This window comes from Mycobacterium sp. ST-F2, assembly GCF_001905655.1.
Taxonomy (GTDB): Bacteria; Actinomycetota; Actinomycetes; order Mycobacteriales; family Mycobacteriaceae; genus Mycobacterium.
In genome coordinates, this window is record NZ_JMHT01000038.1 from 93,461 (window position 1) to 109,701 (window position 16,241).

14 protein-coding genes are annotated in these 16,241 nt (G+C 65.0%); 7 read left to right on the forward strand and 7 right to left on the reverse strand.

Annotation, left to right across the window (positions count from 1 at the left end):
* Positions 1-2: 2 nt before the first annotated feature.
* On the reverse strand, positions 3-2,315 hold the full coding sequence (locus EB75_RS15740; protein WP_083612309.1) for a winged helix-turn-helix domain-containing protein: 2,313 nt from the start codon (positions 2,313-2,315) through the stop codon (positions 3-5).
* On the opposite strand from EB75_RS15740, the gene EB75_RS15745 reads away from it, so the two are divergent.
* Positions 2,314-2,778, forward strand: coding sequence for a hypothetical protein (locus tag EB75_RS15745; protein ID WP_073696291.1), 465 nt, complete (start codon positions 2,314-2,316; stop codon positions 2,776-2,778). The genes EB75_RS15740 and EB75_RS15745 overlap by 2 nt on opposite strands.
* Here the strand turns inward: EB75_RS15745 and EB75_RS15750 are convergent.
* Positions 2,775-4,199 (reverse strand): DUF1254 domain-containing protein, encoded by a 1,425-nt coding sequence (locus tag EB75_RS15750; RefSeq protein ID WP_073696292.1) that lies wholly within the window; start codon positions 4,197-4,199, stop codon positions 2,775-2,777. The genes EB75_RS15745 and EB75_RS15750 overlap by 4 nt on opposite strands.
* A gap of 221 nt (positions 4,200-4,420) precedes the next feature.
* Between EB75_RS15750 and EB75_RS15755 the strand changes: the two genes are divergently transcribed.
* Genes EB75_RS15755 through EB75_RS15765 form a run of 3 tightly spaced genes read left to right on the forward strand, consistent with a single transcriptional unit; the run spans position 4,421 to position 8,047 of the window.
* Positions 4,421-5,410: a chemotaxis protein CheB gene (locus EB75_RS15755; RefSeq protein ID WP_073696293.1), complete on the forward strand. Its 990-nt coding sequence runs from the start codon at positions 4,421-4,423 to the stop codon at positions 5,408-5,410.
* Positions 5,403-6,158 carry an STAS domain-containing protein gene (locus EB75_RS15760; RefSeq protein WP_083612311.1) on the forward strand — a complete coding sequence of 252 codons (756 nt, stop codon included), beginning with the start codon at positions 5,403-5,405 and terminating at the stop codon, positions 6,156-6,158. Before EB75_RS15755 ends, EB75_RS15760 begins: the two co-directional genes overlap by 8 nt.
* 47 nt (positions 6,159-6,205) lie before the next feature.
* Entirely contained in the window at positions 6,206-8,047 is a 1,842-nt protein-coding gene (locus EB75_RS15765) for a CheR family methyltransferase (RefSeq protein WP_073696313.1), read from the forward strand.
* On the opposite strand, the gene EB75_RS15770 is transcribed toward EB75_RS15765, so the two are convergent.
* Together EB75_RS15770 and EB75_RS15775 are read right to left on the reverse strand one after the other, a co-directional pair.
* Positions 8,044-8,748 (reverse strand): GAF domain-containing protein, encoded by a 705-nt coding sequence (locus EB75_RS15770; protein ID WP_073696315.1) that lies wholly within the window; start codon positions 8,746-8,748, stop codon positions 8,044-8,046. The genes EB75_RS15765 and EB75_RS15770 overlap by 4 nt on opposite strands.
* A 51-nt stretch (positions 8,749-8,799) precedes the next feature.
* Positions 8,800-10,065, reverse strand: a complete 1,266-nt coding sequence (locus EB75_RS15775) for an MCE family protein (protein WP_083612315.1) — start codon at positions 10,063-10,065, stop codon at positions 8,800-8,802.
* A 55-nt stretch (positions 10,066-10,120) separates the two neighbouring features.
* On the opposite strand from EB75_RS15775, the gene EB75_RS15780 reads away from it, so the two are divergent.
* From EB75_RS15780 to EB75_RS15790, 3 genes are all read left to right on the forward strand, one after another.
* The gene (locus EB75_RS15780; RefSeq protein ID WP_286150210.1) at positions 10,121-11,926 is read left to right on the forward strand and encodes a cellulase family glycosylhydrolase; all 1,806 of its coding nucleotides are present in this window, start codon (positions 10,121-10,123) and stop codon (positions 11,924-11,926) included.
* Between the two features lie 596 nt (positions 11,927-12,522).
* On the forward strand, positions 12,523-12,759 hold the full coding sequence (locus EB75_RS15785; RefSeq protein WP_142239627.1) for a hypothetical protein: 237 nt from the start codon (positions 12,523-12,525) through the stop codon (positions 12,757-12,759).
* A 705-nt stretch (positions 12,760-13,464) separates the two neighbouring features.
* A complete protein-coding gene (locus EB75_RS15790) occupies positions 13,465-13,836 on the forward strand; it encodes a hypothetical protein (protein ID WP_142239628.1) in 372 nt (123 codons plus the stop codon).
* A gap of 73 nt (positions 13,837-13,909) precedes the next feature.
* Here EB75_RS15790 and EB75_RS15795 read toward each other — a convergent pair whose 3' ends face one another.
* Genes EB75_RS15795 through EB75_RS28825 form a run of 3 tightly spaced genes read right to left on the reverse strand, consistent with a single transcriptional unit; the run spans position 13,910 to position 16,052 of the window.
* The gene (locus EB75_RS15795) at positions 13,910-15,055 is read right to left on the reverse strand and encodes a zinc-binding dehydrogenase (protein WP_073696296.1); all 1,146 of its coding nucleotides are present in this window, start codon (positions 15,053-15,055) and stop codon (positions 13,910-13,912) included.
* Between the two features lie 15 nt (positions 15,056-15,070).
* Complete coding sequence (locus EB75_RS15800) at positions 15,071-15,700, reverse strand: cutinase family protein (protein ID WP_073696297.1); 630 nt, start codon at positions 15,698-15,700, stop codon at positions 15,071-15,073.
* A gap of 52 nt (positions 15,701-15,752) precedes the next feature.
* A complete protein-coding gene (locus EB75_RS28825) occupies positions 15,753-16,052 on the reverse strand; it encodes a hypothetical protein (RefSeq protein ID WP_142239629.1) in 300 nt (99 codons plus the stop codon).
* Positions 16,053-16,241: the final 189 nt, after the last annotated feature.

The window sequence follows — 16,241 nt, forward strand, 5'->3', positions numbered from 1 at the left end:
GGTCAGTGCTGGTCGAGCAGGCCGAGACGAGCGGCTTCGGTCACAGCCGCGGCGCGGGACGACACCGACAACTTGCGGTAGATCGATGTGGCCTGGCTCTTCACGGTCTCCCGGCCCAGGTGTAATTCACCGGCGATCTTCTGCAGCGACAAATGGGTGGCCAGGTGCGGTAGCAGTCGCAGTTCGGCGGCGGTCAGCGACGGCCGCGCGCCGTGCTGCGCATGTGCCGCAAGCAGTTCCCGTACCCGGTCCAACCGCACCTGCACCGCGGCGGCATCCGGCTCGCGACGGGAGGCCGACTGACCCGCATCGAGGTGCCGACGGCACAGTTCCGGGTCGTCGATCTCGAGGGCCGTGGCGGCGGTGAACGCGTGGCCCAACGCCGCGGTACGTGCCGCCAGGTCACCGAGACGGCCCAGCAGCCGTTCGGTGCCCTGCACCGCGTCCCGTGCCCCGGCGACGTCACCTCGGTGACCGCGTACCAATCCGTCGACGCCATACACGACGACCATGGGCACCAGATCGCACAAGTCACGGGAGTCGACGATGCTGCGGGCCTGCGCGCTGCGCTGCGCCGCCGACAGCAGGGCGCCGTCGTCGAGGTCCAGCAGGGCCAGATGAGCCAGCGCGACGGCCCGGAATCCGGGCAGATCGTCAATGACCGGAAGCGACGCTTCCAATGTGGCCCTGGCATTTTCCGCATCGCCGATCATTGCCAGCGCCGCGCCCTTGACCGAGGCGGCCGCACCCCACCACGGGTTGGTCAGGTTGTCACCGGCGGCGCACACCGTGTCGGCGTGCCGCACCATCTCCGCCAGACCGCCGATGCCGATGACGGAACCGACCAGGGCCGCAGCCACTTTCACCGATGCCGTGCCATCGGCCAGCGCCTCGCCGCGGTCTCCCGCCGTGGCCAGTAGTAGGGACCGCTGGATCAGATCAGCATCCCCGAGCGTCACGCCCAGCCAGGCTCGCGCGATCGCGGCGTCGGGGTACTCGGTGAAGACGTGCTTATCGAGCAGGCTCAGCCGGCGCTCCAAAGTGCCGGCGCGACCGTCGAATCCGAGGCGGACGGCGTCCCGCTCGACGAGCGCCGCGGCACGGGCCGGGTCGTCGGCCGCCAAGGCCTGCAGCAGGGCCCCGTCGATGTCACCGGCTCGTTCCAGGTGTTCCGCCGCCCGGGAGGCCACCGCGCGGAACCGCGCCGGGTCCCGGTTGCGCAGCCGCGCGCGCAGTTGATCGGCGAACAGCCGGTGGTACCGGTACTCGATGCCCTCGTCGTCCAGCGAGACCAGGAACAGATTGCCCGAGGCGTCGATCCCGCCGAGCATGTCAGCTGAATCATCGCGCTGTAGAACGTTGTTCAGATCGTCGGCGGTGAAGTGGTCGAGCACCGCCGATTCGACGAGGAATGTCTCGACCGCCGGGTCCAGCCGGTCCAGAACTTCTTCGACCAGATAATCCGCGACCAGCCGGTGGCGACCGGTGATGGCTTCACCAGGTGCCCCGTCGCGCAGAGCCATCGCCGCCATGACCACGCCGGCCGCCCAGCCCTCGCAGCGCTCGATCACCGACGCAGCCGTCGGACCAACCGGACCGCCCACGGAATCGAGTGCCGATTCCGCCTCTGCGACAGAGAGTTTCAACTGCTCGGTACCGACCTCCAGCACGCCGCCCTGCAACCTGCGGCGCGCCAGGTCCAACGGCGGTGCGTGCCGACCGGTCAACGTGAGCGTCGTCGATTCCGGGGCCAGTTGGACCAGCGCGCGCAATGTCGCGACAGCGGCGTCGTGCGTCAGCTCATGAACGTCGTCCAGCACCAACACAATCGGCCCGGCGGCTTCCAGTGCCGCCACCACTGCCGGCACCAGCTGGGTTTCGACGGACCGTCCGGCTCCGCGCAGGTACTGGAACGTCGCGGCGTCCACCGGAGCGACCTGGTCCACCGCGGTCATCAGGTGCAGCAGTAGATGTGCGGGGTCGTTGTCCAGATGGTCCAGCCGCGCCCAGGCAAACGGCCGGGTGTCGGCGTCATCCCACAGGGCCACCGCGGTCGTCTTGCCATAACCGGCGGGTGCCGTCACGACGATCAACCCAGCGTGCGAAGCAGACAAGGCACCGGTGATCGCCGGCCGCGCGATGACGGCGCCGCCGAGCCGGGGCGGACCGTAGGTAGCCGTCGGGATGTGCGCTTCCCAGCCGTCCGACACCACGATCGCATCGTAGGTGCGTTGCCCTGCGCCGCCCAACCACGCCGTTTTTGACCGCTGCGTCGAATACGTTGATACGGTGCGCTCGACGAGGGGAGCGATCATGGCAAACGCAATTCGTTCGGTGGCAGTCGCAGCGGCGGCGATCGGCCTCGTGGCGGGCTGCAGCAGCGGGTCTGATTCCAGCACCAAGAGCAGCACCTCGTCGGCAGCCTCCGCAAGCCCCGCACAGCTGCAGGCGCTGGTGCCGACACCCGGTGGCGCCGCCCAGGCCTGGGGCCCGGACACCATCGCGGACAACGGGATTCACCTCAGTTTCAAGGTGACGGGCTCCCCCACCGATGTCGTCGCGGCCTACAAGACAGCGCTCGAAGGCAAGGGCTGGGCCGTCACCACCATCGTGTCGTCCGACGGAGGACCGGGCGGTGGCGGCGGCGCCACCTACACCGGTACTCACGGCGACAACTACGGCGTGTTCGACGGCGGCGGGTTCGGCACCGAGACGTTCCTCAACGTATGTGCCTGGCCGACCAAACCCGCCCAGCCGAACTGCAGCCGCAAGCGCTAGCTCTTGACCGCCTTCGGCGCCTTCCAGGCGCCGTCGAGGGCTTCCTGCTTGGGCCAGTACAGCCGCATGATGATCTGGAACGGACCCTCGGGGGCCGGCAGCCAGTTGGCTTCCTTGTCCGCGCCGGGCGACTGGTTCTGCACGTAGATCGTGATGCCGCCGTCAGCATCCTTGATCAAGTTGGGCACCATCGGCGAGTTGATCAGGTACCGGTTGATGGGGTTGGCCACCAGCAGGCTCTGCGGCATCTTGTACATGGTCAGCGACCAGAACGAGTTCACCGGCGGCAGCTGCCCCGGCGCAAAGTGCAGCGTGTACTTGTCGGCGCCGGTCAGCGGAGCCCCCGTCGAATCGACGGACACCACCGGGTAGATGGCCTCGGCAGCGGTGTTCCCGTAAATGCCGAGCACCGCGGCGGCCATCCGGTACAGGTAGTTGCCACCCAGGAATTCACGCGTGCCGAACAGCTGAGCCGACGTCACCTGCCCGGTGGCGAGCTTGTCCTTCTTGAAGGCATCGGCTTCGGCCCACGCGTCGGCGATACCGGCCTTCACTGCCTCGAGCTTTTCCTTGCTCAGCTTCTCGGCGTTGAAGTCGCCGTCGGGGCCGATGCCGATCTTGGCGAAGCGGGCGCGCACGTCCTGCTCGCCCGGCAGCACCGGCGCGTACTTCAGGACGAAGTTGAGGGTCTCGAAGAACTTGGGTGAGGTCTTCTCATCCTCGGCCGACTGCGGCACAGCGAAATCGACTGGCGGAGCGGTCTTTGCCGGCTGGTGTTCGAATGCCGACAGCGGCTCGACGGTGTAGCCGGCCTGAATCTTCCTGACGTTGTCCAGGTCTGCGGGGTCGAACAGCTGGGTGCGGTAGATGACCTGCGCGAACTGGGTGCCCGAGCGAATCACCTCGGTGATCCCGGCCGGCTTCTCACCTTTCCAATCCGGGCCTGCCAGAAGGTATTTGCCGCCGCCGTTGCCGGTGGTCCGGCTGCCGACGTAGGCGAAGTTGAAGGTGTAGCCGTCGATGAACTGCAGCGAGAAGTACCGGTTCGCCTCGATCGGCGGAACGGTCAGAACCAGCGGTTCGGCGCGCAGGTCGGCCCCGAGCATGGTGTACGGCGTGTCCGAGTTGGGTGTCTGGATCGCCGTGTCCTCGGGCGTGAAGACCCGGGCGATGCTGTGGGGCTTGTTCCACTCACCCTTGTACTGCGGGTTGGCCTTGTCGACGAAGTAGGCGTACTGGATGCGGTAGGAGTCGACCATCGGAAAGCCGTACACGTAGGCGTCTTTCGCGATCGCGCGCACATCGTCCTGGCTGGCCGCTGCCGGAGTCGACGGGCCGGTGCCACGTGGCTCGTCCCCCTTCCCGCAGCCGGTCATCGCTCCCATCAGAAGGACTGCCAACCCGGCAACCCAGAACTTCATCCACAACTCCTGCTCTTCGAGTATTCATGTCGCCACAGGCAACGCACAGCAAATCCGTTTCTACCACGCTCCCGGGCAAAGTGACGGCACCGTCAACGTCGGTTTCACTTCCCCGACACCGGGTAGCACACCACCGAGGTCGCTATGCCATGGCTCGACCTCATCGAAATCCCGTGAAAGAACTAGACTGAACGCACCGACGCTGGAAGTGGGTGGGCGTAATGGCCGACCGGAACCGATTGCGCGGCGTTGTCGCCGTCGGCGCTTCCGCCGGTGGTGTCGAAGCCCTCAGTCAGATGGCCGCGCAACTGCCCGCCGATCTGCCACTCGCTGTCCTGGTCGTTCTCCACATGCCGACAGGCGTGCCCAGCGTTCTGGCCCGCATCCTGGATCGCGCCGGTCCTCTCGACGCCGTGGCCGCTACCAACGGCGACGTGTTGCGGCCACGAACGCTCTATGCCTGTGTCCCCAACCGCCATCTGCTCATCGACGACCACCACACCCTGTTGACACGGGGGCCCACCGAGAACGGACACCGGCCGGCCATCAACGCACTGTTCCGCTCCGCCGCCATCACGTTCGGGCCTCGTGCCATCGGCGTCCTGCTGTCCGGTGTCCTCGACGACGGGGTGTTGGGGCTCAAGGCAATTCAAGCGCGCGGCGGTGCCACCATCGCCCAGTCCCCCCGCGATGCGGTGTTCTCGGCGCTGCCATCCGCCGCATTGGCCTCCGGGGCAGCCGACCATCAGGTACCTGCGACCGGTATCGGCGTGCTCCTCAAGCAACTGACGGAGCAAGTCGACGACGAACCGATCGTGGAACCGCAGGCCAGTCTTCTCCTGGAGAACCGGATCGCCATGGCCGAACCGTTCGCCACCGACTTCGACGCCGGCGCACTCGGCCCACCATCGGGATATAACTGCCCGGACTGCAACGGGTCCCTGTCGACCATCAGCGACGGGAACTACCGATGCCACGTCGGCCACGCCTGGTCAGCAGAAGCGCTACTGCAGGCCCGGGACAACGAGGTGGACGGCGCACTGTGGGTCGCGGTCCGCAGCCTCCAGGAGAAGGCCCGACTGGCCAGACGGATGGCCGGCACCGTCAGCTCCGGCATGCTCCAGGAGCGGTTCACCGACCAGGCCGACGAAGCCGAACACGCGTTGCGCGTGCTCACCGAACGACTCACGGTGGCAGGAACCGGTGACTGAGCCCATCCATATCAGCGCGCCCGTCTACGGCGGGAGCGGTGAATACACATTGATCTGCACCGGTGTACTCAACGGACTGTCCTACCGGACAGTGCGTGACAGCGTGGTCAAGGCGGCGCTCGAAGAACCCCGCGTGGTGATCGTCGACGTCAACGAACTGCGGGTGCCGGAAGCCTCGGCATGGTCGGTGTTCACCAGTGCCCGTTGGCATGTCAGCACCTGGCCCGACGTGCCGATCTTGCTGGTTTGTGCCAGCGACGAGGTCCGGGCCGTCATCGGCCGCCGCGGCATCACGCGCTGGGTACCGGTGTTCCCCACCATGCAGGAAGCGATGCAATCGGCGGGCAGCTCGCGCCCCCGACAGCGGCGCCGCGCACGCGCGGACCTGCCGCCGCACGTCAGCAGCATCATCGACGCACAACGGTTGGTCGGCGGCTGGCTGTCCGGCTGGTCCTGCTCGGACATGATCCCCGTGGCCGCGGTGATCGCAACAGCGTTGGTCGAAAACGTGTTGCGGCACACGGAATCTTCACCCATCCTGCGCGTGGAGTACGACGGCCGATTGGTCACCGTGGCTGTCGAGGACACCAGCCCCGCGCTGGCACAGCGCAAGGAAGACGCCGCACACAGCACCGGCCGGGCATCCGGCCTGGCCATCGTGACATCGCTGACCCGGGTGTGGGGAAACCTCCCGACTTCGGCGGGCAAGACCGTCTGGGCCGTCGTGGGGCCGGAGAACGTGCTGTAGCCGCGAGTAATGTTTCGGTGCGTCGCATGACCTACGGACAGGACATCATGGACGCCGGCACCGACGACTCCTTCGAGGCCTTGCTGCGCTATCTGCGGGACTCGCGTGGATTCGACTTCACCGGCTACAAGCGGACCTCGCTGATGCGGCGGGTCCGGCACCGGATGGATCAGGCCGGGTATACGACCTTCGATGAATATCTCGATGTCCTGCAAGCGAGTTCGGACGAGTTCGCGGCGCTGTTCAACACCATCCTGATCAACGTGACGGCCTTCTTCCGTGACCGGGAAGCCTGGCAGTCGATCAGGGACGAGGTGATCCCGTCGATCCTCGCCGAGCGCGGGCCGGAGGATCCGATCCGGGTGTGGAGCGCCGGGTGCGCCTCCGGCCAGGAGGCGTACACGCTCGCGATTCTGCTGGCCGAGGCGCTCGGCTTCGATGCGTTCCGGCAGCGGGTGAAGATCTACGCCACCGACGTCGACGACCTCGCCCTGAACGAGGCGCGCGCCGCGTCGTACGACGCGCGCGCCGTCGAGTCGGTGCCGCCCGATCTGTTGCCGGTCTACTTCGAACAGATCAACGGGCGCTACGTCTTCAACAAGGACCTGCGGCGCGGCGTGATCTTCGGCCGCAACGACCTGGTGCGTGACGCACCGATATCGCGCGTCGACCTGCTGGTGTGCCGTAACACGCTGATGTACCTCAACGCCGAGACCCAGCGCGGAGTCTTGAGCCGGTTGCATTTCGCCCTCGCCCCGAAGGGCGCGCTGTTCCTCGGACACGCCGAGATGCTGCTGAGCCACGGTGACCGGTTCACCCCGGTGGACCTGAAGAACCGCATCTTCCGCAAGGCGGTGGGCTCCCACACGTCGCTCGATCGGTACGACCCCGCGGCCGCACTGTATGAACGCCACGGTGGACTGAACGGGTTGACGACGGTCCGCGACCTCGCGTTCCGGGCCAGCCCGGTCGCTCAGATCGTCGTCACCGGCGACGACACCGTCGCCATGATCAACCAGCAGGCCGAGACCAGCTTCGGACTGTCGGCGCGCGACATCGGGCGTCTGCTGCGTGACCTCGAAATCTCTTATCGCCCAGTCGAATTGCGGTCCTATATCGAGCAGGCGAAGGTCGAGCGGCGGTCGGCGCGGATTCAGGATGTGCAGTGGCAGCGCTCCGGCGTGGAAACCGTGTGGTTCGAGATCCACATCAATCCCCTCGTCGACGCCGACAACGGCCTGCTCGGCGTCTCGATCGTCTTCTTCGACGTCACCGCGATGCGGGCACTGCTGGACAAGGTCGTCCAGACCAACCGGCAGCTCGAGACGGCGTACGAGGAATTGCAGTCCACCAAAGAAGAACTCGAAACCACCAACGAGGAACTGCAGTCCACGGTGGAGGAGCTCGAAACCACCAACGAAGAGCTCCAGTCCACCAACGAAGAACTCGAAACCATGAACGAGGAGCTGCAGTCCACCAACGACGAACTGCACACCATCAACGACGCATTGCGGGAACGCAGTGCCGAACTCGACGATTCCCGAACCTTCATCAGCGCCCTGGTCAACTCGATCCGGCTGGGTGTCGTGGTGGTGGACCGGGAGATGCGGGTGGTCATGTGGAACCGCGGTTCGGAAGAACTGTGGGGGCTGCGCTCCGATGAGACGCAGGGCGTGAGCATCACGTCGCTCGACATCGGCCTGCCGCTCGATGACGTCCGCCCGCTCATCGGTCATGCCTTCGTCGACCCCCACAGCTCGGGCCAGGTGATCGTCGAGGCGGTCAATCGGCGGGGCCGTGCCACGCGGGTGCGGGTGACGTGTTCGTCGTTCACCTCACCCGACGACAGTCTTCGGGGTGCGCTCCTGCTGATGGAGGCGATCGACTAGAGCTGAGTGGCCTTGTCGATCACCTGTTGCGAAAGTCCGAGCAGGTCGGCGCTACTACTGAGCGACAGGCGTTTCAGCATTTGGAAGGCTTCCGAACTACCGACCTGAAACCGTTCCATCAGAACCGATTTCGCTTCCCCCACCACGTCCCAGTTGTCCAGCACGTGGCGAACCAGGTCGCGCGGGGGCGCGCCGCCGACCCCCAGCGCGGTATGCGTGGCCACCACGTACCCGATCTCCGCGGCGTGCCGGTCGAACGCGCTGGGCTCGTTCGCGTAGACCATCAGGGCGCCGACCGAGCGTGCCGTGGTGAACAGCCGGAACGACAGCACCGAGCGAATGGGGGTCGACCTGAGCACATCTCGTCGATAGGCCGGCCAGCGATCGTCGGACTCCAGATCGTTCACCCGTAGGACGTCGCGCTTCCACGCCGCGCTCAGGAATGGACCCTGGCGCTGGTACTGCTGGATGGCATCCACCACCGCGGCATACGGATGGGTCATCGCGACGGTATCCAACTGGGCGGGAAAGCCTGCGGTCGTCACACCGGCGTACTTCGCGGCAGGTATCTCGCGGACGGCATGGTCGACCATGCGCTGCAATATCGCTTCATGGGTGTCGGCACATATGGGTGAGCCACCGGCGGCTTCAACGAGCCGCTGGCCACGCCCACTGCCGAAACCGGATGCCGTACCTGTCACGTCGTACACCTCTTGCACAAGGCTAGCTCTGCCCCGGTTCGCCATCAACGCTCACGGGTTGATGGTGTTCTCGCCGTCCTGGCGACCCCAGACGTACTCGGACGCGAACGGCGAACCGAGACCGAAATGGTTGTACGGCGCGATCGACGCGCCGGTGTCCATGACCATGTACGGCATCGGCCAGATGTCTCTGGTGACCGTCCAACACCCCGGCCGACCCATGGGCCCTCCCCTGGCGTTGATGCGGGGCAGGTTGTCGGGGTAGACGTATTGGTTCGCCGAGCCGACGAGCGCGGTGTGGGAGATCAGCGAGTACCCATTGCCGCCCACGGCGAAGGAGGTGGCCTGCACGGCGCGTGGGAGAGCCCTTATTCCACAATCGATCTCGGGGCTGTACCTGTCCAGCACTTGAGCCGTCGGCAGCAGATCCTGCGCACCCCGGACCAGATAGGGCCCGCCGCGCTCGAAGATGTCGCCTCCGGTGTTGCCGAACCCGACCGAGGCCATGAGCGCCTGATCGACCGTCTCGCGCTGGTCGTTCAAGGTGCGTTCGGTGGTCACCGCGTTCTTCAGGCCGTCCCACAGATCCGGCGACGCCTGCGCATAGACCTCGGCCAGATCGGCGAGGGCACGGTTGTCATGCCGGATCGATGGCATGCGCTGATTCAGGTCGGCGAGGATGACGTTGCCGTTGACCAGCGACTGCCCGAACTTGTCACCCAACCCGTCCAGGGCCTGTGCCGCGGCGGTCAGTGTCGCGTTCAGCTTCACAGGGTCGACCTGCTCGGAGATGGCGGTGATGGTCTCGAAGAGCGTGTTGAACTCCGTGGTGACGCTGACGGCGTTCACCGTGTCGCCGGCCTTGAGGCGCTGTGGCGTCGGATTGGACGGCGAGGTCATCGAGATGTACTTGTTACCGAAAACCGTTGTGGCGAGCAGCTTCACATCCACGTTGCGCGGCAGCACGGCGAGATACTGCGGACCGACGTCGAGGATCAGTTTGGCTTCGGCCTTCTCGCCAGGGGCCGTCACCACTTCAGTGCCCGTCAACCGGCCGATCGGCACCCCGTTGTAGGTGACCTTCGAGCCGTTGTCCATCGACAATCCGGCCCGACTCGCCAGCACATACACCTTGGCCTTGGTGTCGAAGGCGCCGCGGAACTGCAGCCACGTGAGCGTCATCCCGGCGGCGACGACCAGAGCCACGATGAGGCCGACGATCTTGTAGGGCGGAGTGCGGTCCTTGTTCAGCGGCGCATGCACCTGGCCCGCAGCGACGGGCGGTAACGGCTGCAGGGGCGGCCGCGGTTTGGTCATGGCATTCCACCGTCAGATCGAAGTGGGACCGAACGCCGTTGTCCAGCCGTGATCGATGTCGACTGATGTGCAGGGTACGACCGCCGGTGACGAATCGGGGGCCTTTAGGCAAACCTCTAGCAAAGCAATAATTGACGCTTGCGTTCACAATCAGTGGGGGTTGTGGTGCCAAAGGGAATTTCGCGTGACAGGCTCCGCGACCGAAATTTCAGTTTGGAAACAGGGCGGCTTCAGTCTGCCTACGCCGCCTGTGAGGCTGCGTGTCAATCGTCGCCGGTCGTGTAACTGTGAAGCCGTTATGGCAATCATGCGGATACAAAGGAAGCCCAGCGCACAGCACGCGGGGCACTATCGGCGAACAGTCAAACGACTGAGCCTGGTCACCGTGACGTCCGTCGTCTGCATGCTTTTCTTCGGCGGCAACGTGCCGACCGACCATCACCGTCTCGAATCACCGCGCATCGTCAATCTCGCGGCCCCCGGTCTGACACTGGGACTTGCTGATTCACAAATCTTCCTCGAGACCCCTGACATTGCCGCGCAAACGGCGCAGCGCTGGATTGCGAACAATATCCGCACGGTCCGGATCGGGATTCCGTGGGCAGGCGTCGAACCCCTGCAGGGCCGAATGGACTGGAGCCGCGCCGATCAGGTTGTCGCGGCAGCCGCAACGGCGAACGCTTCCATCATCTGCGTCATAACCACCTCACCGTTGTGGGCGAAGGCCGACGGCGGTATCCCACCGAACAGTCGACCGGCTTCATTCGACCAGTACGCCGACTTCACCGCGAAGGTCGCCGACCGCTACCGGGGAAAGATCGCGGCCTACGAAGTCTGGAACGAGCCGAACGGGATCACCGGCTACTCTCCGAAGCCGGATCCGAATGGCTACACCGCGATGCTCATGGCGGCCTACCCGAAGATCAAAGCCGCTGACCCCAACGCCATCGTGCTGGGCGGCGTGCTGGGTTCAGGCAAAACCTGGGGCGACTGGACCATCAATCCGGTCGACTACCTCACCCGCATGTACGCCGCAGGCGCCCAACCGTATTTCGATGCGCTGTCGTACCACCCCTATAGCTACAGCCAGAAATTCTCCGCCGGCATGGCAACCACCGATTCACCGGTCGACCAGCTGGTGCGCATGCGCAAGCTGATGATCAGCAGGGGTGATTCCGGCAAGAAGATCTGGGCGACCGAATTCGGCGTGCCGACCAACCGAGCCAGCGAAGCCGTGCAGGCAACCTACATAGCGGATGTGATCAGCACGTGGCAGGAATTGCCCTACGCCGGACCATTGATGATCTACACCACCCGAGATCGCAACTCCTCCAGCTCACAGGACGACGACCGGTTCGGCATCTACCGCTCCGACTGGACCCCGAAGCCTGCGCAGCAGGTAGTGGCGAACCCGCCGGGTACGTCGGCGATGTATCAACAGTTCTCGGCCATCAACGACCCCAGCCTGGGTGAGGTGCTGAGTCCGGTCTTCAAGCTGCCCGCGCAGAAAGACGCATACGTACAACAGCGCACCGCCTCCGTGGTGTGGCTGGTCGGGTCACAGTTCGCGTCGTCGCCGTTGCCGGTCGGAGAATTGGCGATCAAACGGAACGTGGTACCAAAGACCGTGTTCGCCAATGGACGTCAGGACTCCGGCGGCAGCACACCGATCACGATCTGGTACTCACCGGCCACCGGCGCCCACTGGGGCAGTGCGGTGTTCGGGAAGGCCTGGGTACCCCAGCTCGGGCTGGCCACCAGCGACGAAACCGGGTTCGGCACCACCCGGGTGAACTTCGAGCACGGCTACATCGTCTGGCGGCCGTTCCTGGGCACGAAGGTGACGCTGACGACGCCGTAGCTCGTCGGACACGCCGCCCTCGCTGCCGACACACCGCAACCGGCGATCGGTGCTGGTGGGCCGCCCCCGAGAGGTCGTTTGCCATAACTGACGCGGGTGGTCATTTTTCGCCGGACGCCGGCACCCCGCCCGACTCTCGCCGGTTGCGCTCGATTCGTCGGAGCGGAACAAATTCCCAGATAGCACCATCCGCGGATCGCAAGACAATGATTGCTGGCCGGGCGCCGGCGCAGGCCACCGAGGATTCAATTCAGGGGAATTCGAAATTCAAGATCGCAACGCCAATTGTTGCCAGAGTCAGCACCTGTCGAGCTATTATAAATGACGTAGGCGTGAATATAAATAGGTGTACTAGAAATCATGGTTTTGACATATCCGAAGTGTTAACTTCAAATCGTTATCCGTATTTGCGACAGGGGAGCCGATACATGACGAATGAACTTTCACCCACGCCTTCTCGTCTGCTGCGATTGGTAGGCATGGGTTGCTGCGCAGCAACGGCAGTTGTCGGGATCTCAATCGCCGGCGCCGGCGTCGCATCAGCGAAGCCAACGGCACCGAAGAAGCCGTCACCGACGGCCGCGACCACGTCGGTCGTGAAGCCTTCACTGGCACCGACTCCGGGCAACTTCCTCACGAATCTGACCCAGAACATCGGGAAATTCGGCACCAACCTGCAGCACAACACGGGTGTCGTCGGCACCAACCTGAGCCAGAACCTGGGCACCGTCGGAACCAACGTGCTGATCAACGGCGGCACCGTCGGGTCCAACCTGCAGAAAAACCTCGGCACCGTCGGGACCAATCTGCTGAAGAACTTCCCGCTGCACTAATCCGTTTCACCACCAGCATCGCCGCGACACCGACATACGGTTGTCGCGGCGATTCTGCGTGGCCAGCTAATCGCTGATTCGCAATCGGCGGCTCGGCCAATTGCCTCCCCCGGAACCCGGGAAATAGGCAATTCGTGCACTTGCGTTTTGTTCGCGGGTCGGCATCACGGAATGTGCACCGATCGCCTGTGGACAGGTAGTACGCCATTCGACGTATGGCCGCATTGATTTTCCGCGCCCAATGCGACAAATGGCGAGCGGATTGTGCGCCGGGCACAAAAGACGGGTCCCACCGAGCTCCCACCCGCGGACCTCATCAGTGGCGGCCGTGGACCACGGCCTACCGCGACGGCCGAAACAGCTGGTTCATCGCTTTGCCACCGGACCCAGCCAGCAACGATATATCCGCCACCATGCATCGCCCTGTCGGGTTTCCTGGATTTGCAGGAACACCCACCCAGCGGAGCGTCGACCAGATTCACCCGCCCGATCAGCCGGTTCACCACCCAGCATAAAAACTCGCTTGACATGCATAAACTCCGGCCACGCGCCTCACCCCGGCCAGACCAGTCAGACTCGAACGTAGCACCGGCAGGCTCACGAGCAACGTCGCCAATAGATAACTATTGGCAAGAAAAATCCCCGATGGTCGACAAACAGTGCTAACTTTCTGACCGGGTCGGCAATTAGCTACTAGGAGGCGACATGAATCGACAGAGCATGAAATTGGTGGCTGCCGCCGCACTGGCAGGCAGCGGCATGGCCGTGGCCATGTTCGCGACCGCAGGGACCGCGTCGGCAGATTTCACCTCGCAGGTAGGAACCGTCGGCAGCAACTTCCAGCAGAACCTGGGCACCGTCGGCACCAACTTCTCCCAGATCACGGCCGGTGGCACGGGCACCAACTTCCAGCAGAACCTCGGCACCTTCGGCACCAACCTCACCCAGTTCGGCGCTGGAGTCACCGGTTCCAACTTCCAGACCAACCTCGGCACCGTCGGCAGCAACTTCCAGACCAACCTGGGCACCGTCGGCACCAACTTCTCGAACAACCTCGGCAGCGCACTGGGCGGGTAGTAACAACGACGAATCACACGTGGCCGGCTCTGGACTCCAGAGCCGGCCACTTTGTTTTCCTGGTTGGCGTTGGCTACGGGACCGCCTGCGGCGTCACCAGGAATTTCTCGCCGGTTGCCTTCTTGAGGTAGCTGTTGAACGCCTCGGGCTTGAGCAGGCCCGCCAGTGAGACTTCCTGGGTGTAGGTGCTCGCGAACGTCGTGGTGAGCTCCGCGGCCACGCGTGCCCGCAGCCTGCCGATGACCTCGGCCCCGGCACTGGCGAGGAACGGGGTGAGCAGCCAGCCACCGACACTCCACGACATGCCGAAGCTTCGCGTGAGGACTGTGGGGCTGGTGTCGAGGCTGCCGTAGATATAGACCTGCTTGTGGACGGCCGAGCCGTAGCGGGAGTACTGCGTCGCGCTCGCGTTGATCGCCTGTTCCATGCCATTGAGGATTTGGCTTGCCAGCGTGCCGCCGCCGGTCGCGTCGAAGGCCAGCGTCGCCGATGTCGCTTTGAGCGCGTCGAGCAGGTCCTGTTCGAATGTCGGTGCCGCAGAGTTGCAGACGCAGGTCGCGCCCAGGTTGCGCAGGATCTCCTCCTGTTCGGCCTTGCGGACGATGTTGACCAGTGGCACCCCGTCAGTGAGGCAGATCTTCACCAGCATCTGACCCAGGTTCGACGCCGCGGCCGTGTGCACCAGGGCCGAATGTCCTTCTCGGCGCATGGTTTCCACCATTCCCAGCGCCGTGAGCGGATTGACGAACGACGACGCCCCGTCCCTAGCCGTCGCGCCATCGGGCAGGACCAGACAGGCCGCGGCGTTGACAACGCGATACTGCGAGTACATGGCGCCGCCGGCGGTGCCCACCGTCTTGCCGAGAAGTGCCTGCGCCGCCGGCGACTCCCCCGCCGCTACGACGGTGCCCGCACCTTCGTTGCCGACGGGTAGCGATTCACCGACCCGAACGGCCAGATGTGCCAGGGCCCCTGGCGGCAACGGCGCGGTGACGACGGGGCGCTCCGGGGTGCCGGTGACCGTCGCGGCGGACATGTCGGCGCCGGGAATCAGCAGTCCGAGATCCGACGGATTGACCGGCGATGCCTCGACCCGGACGACGACCTGGTCGGCGGCCGGCGCGGGTACGTCGACGTCATGCAGCGAGAGTTCGAGCATGCCGTCCGGTGTCACCAAGGACCGCAGTTCCAGCGCGGTCGCAGGTGGTGCTTGGGTCATTCGGGTATCTCCGATCTAGAGTCGGCTGGCCGCGAAATCGGCTGCCTGCGTGACTTTTCCGGACTGGACATAGGAACCGTGGGCGCCGACGTCGAACCCACCGTCGACCCAGCAGATCGGGTCGCCCACTGCGCACTGATCGATGGAATTGGCGGCGTACTGCGGCGCCAACTCCGGCAGCGGGCCGCCGGCGAGCATGCCCGCAAAGCCGGTGCGCGGCGCACCGAACAGTGCGGTGGCGGCCACGCGACTGGCGAGCTGCGGTGCCGCGTTGGTGGCCCCTTCGATCACCGCCGCACCCTGCGAGTAGCCGCCGAGCACCATCTTGGTCTTCGGACAGTTCGCCGCGGTGGATTGCATTACCGCCTGCGCCGCGTCGATGCCGGCTGGGGTGCTCACGACGAAGTCGTTGCTCGCCGGGTAGTCGACGGGCGTCGCCTCAACCGTGCGCGGCGCCACCCGGACCCGTAGGTCCTCGACGAACGGGCGGCCGACACTGCCCAGTCCCGGCCCCTCGCTGGTGCCGCGGGCGAACACGACCTGGACATCGGGGCAGGGCGCTGCGGTTGCCGGTGTGGCGGCGATCGTGGGGACTGTCGGCGCCAAGAATGCGAATGCCAAGAACACAATGGGCTTGCGGGTCATACCAACCGATCGTAGGGCTGCGGCACTGCTTCGCAACGGGTTTAGGCCGTCATCACAGTGGTTCCGAGGTGATCTCCAGCCAGGCTTGGAATTCTTTTCGCTCGCGGCGTTTCTGCTCCCGCTTGGCATGCGAGCGCTCGATGGCCAGCCGCAGACCCGTTGAACCGCCCGAGGCGCCGGTCCGGTAACCCCTTGGCGCCGAATGTGTTCGATGGGTTTTTGCTATCGGCGGTGCCGCCTCGGCCGATATGCGCTTGGGGCGGATGCGGCGCAGGCGGGACACCATGGCGCACCCGGCGCCGGCTAGTGTCACCAGAAGCAGTGCCAACAATCCATACGCTGCGTCCATCATGATCGCGCCTTCTCTCAGGGCAGCACCGCCTCAGCCTTCGTCCGGCCGGGAACGTGATTACTTGATGCCCACTACGATCGCCGGGCAAACGGCGCAGCACCATCGCCCGAAGATCGATCTTTAGACCGCGATGGATCGAGGAGGAATTGTCAATACCTGTGGATCGGCTTGTTTCAGGCGACCTCCGTT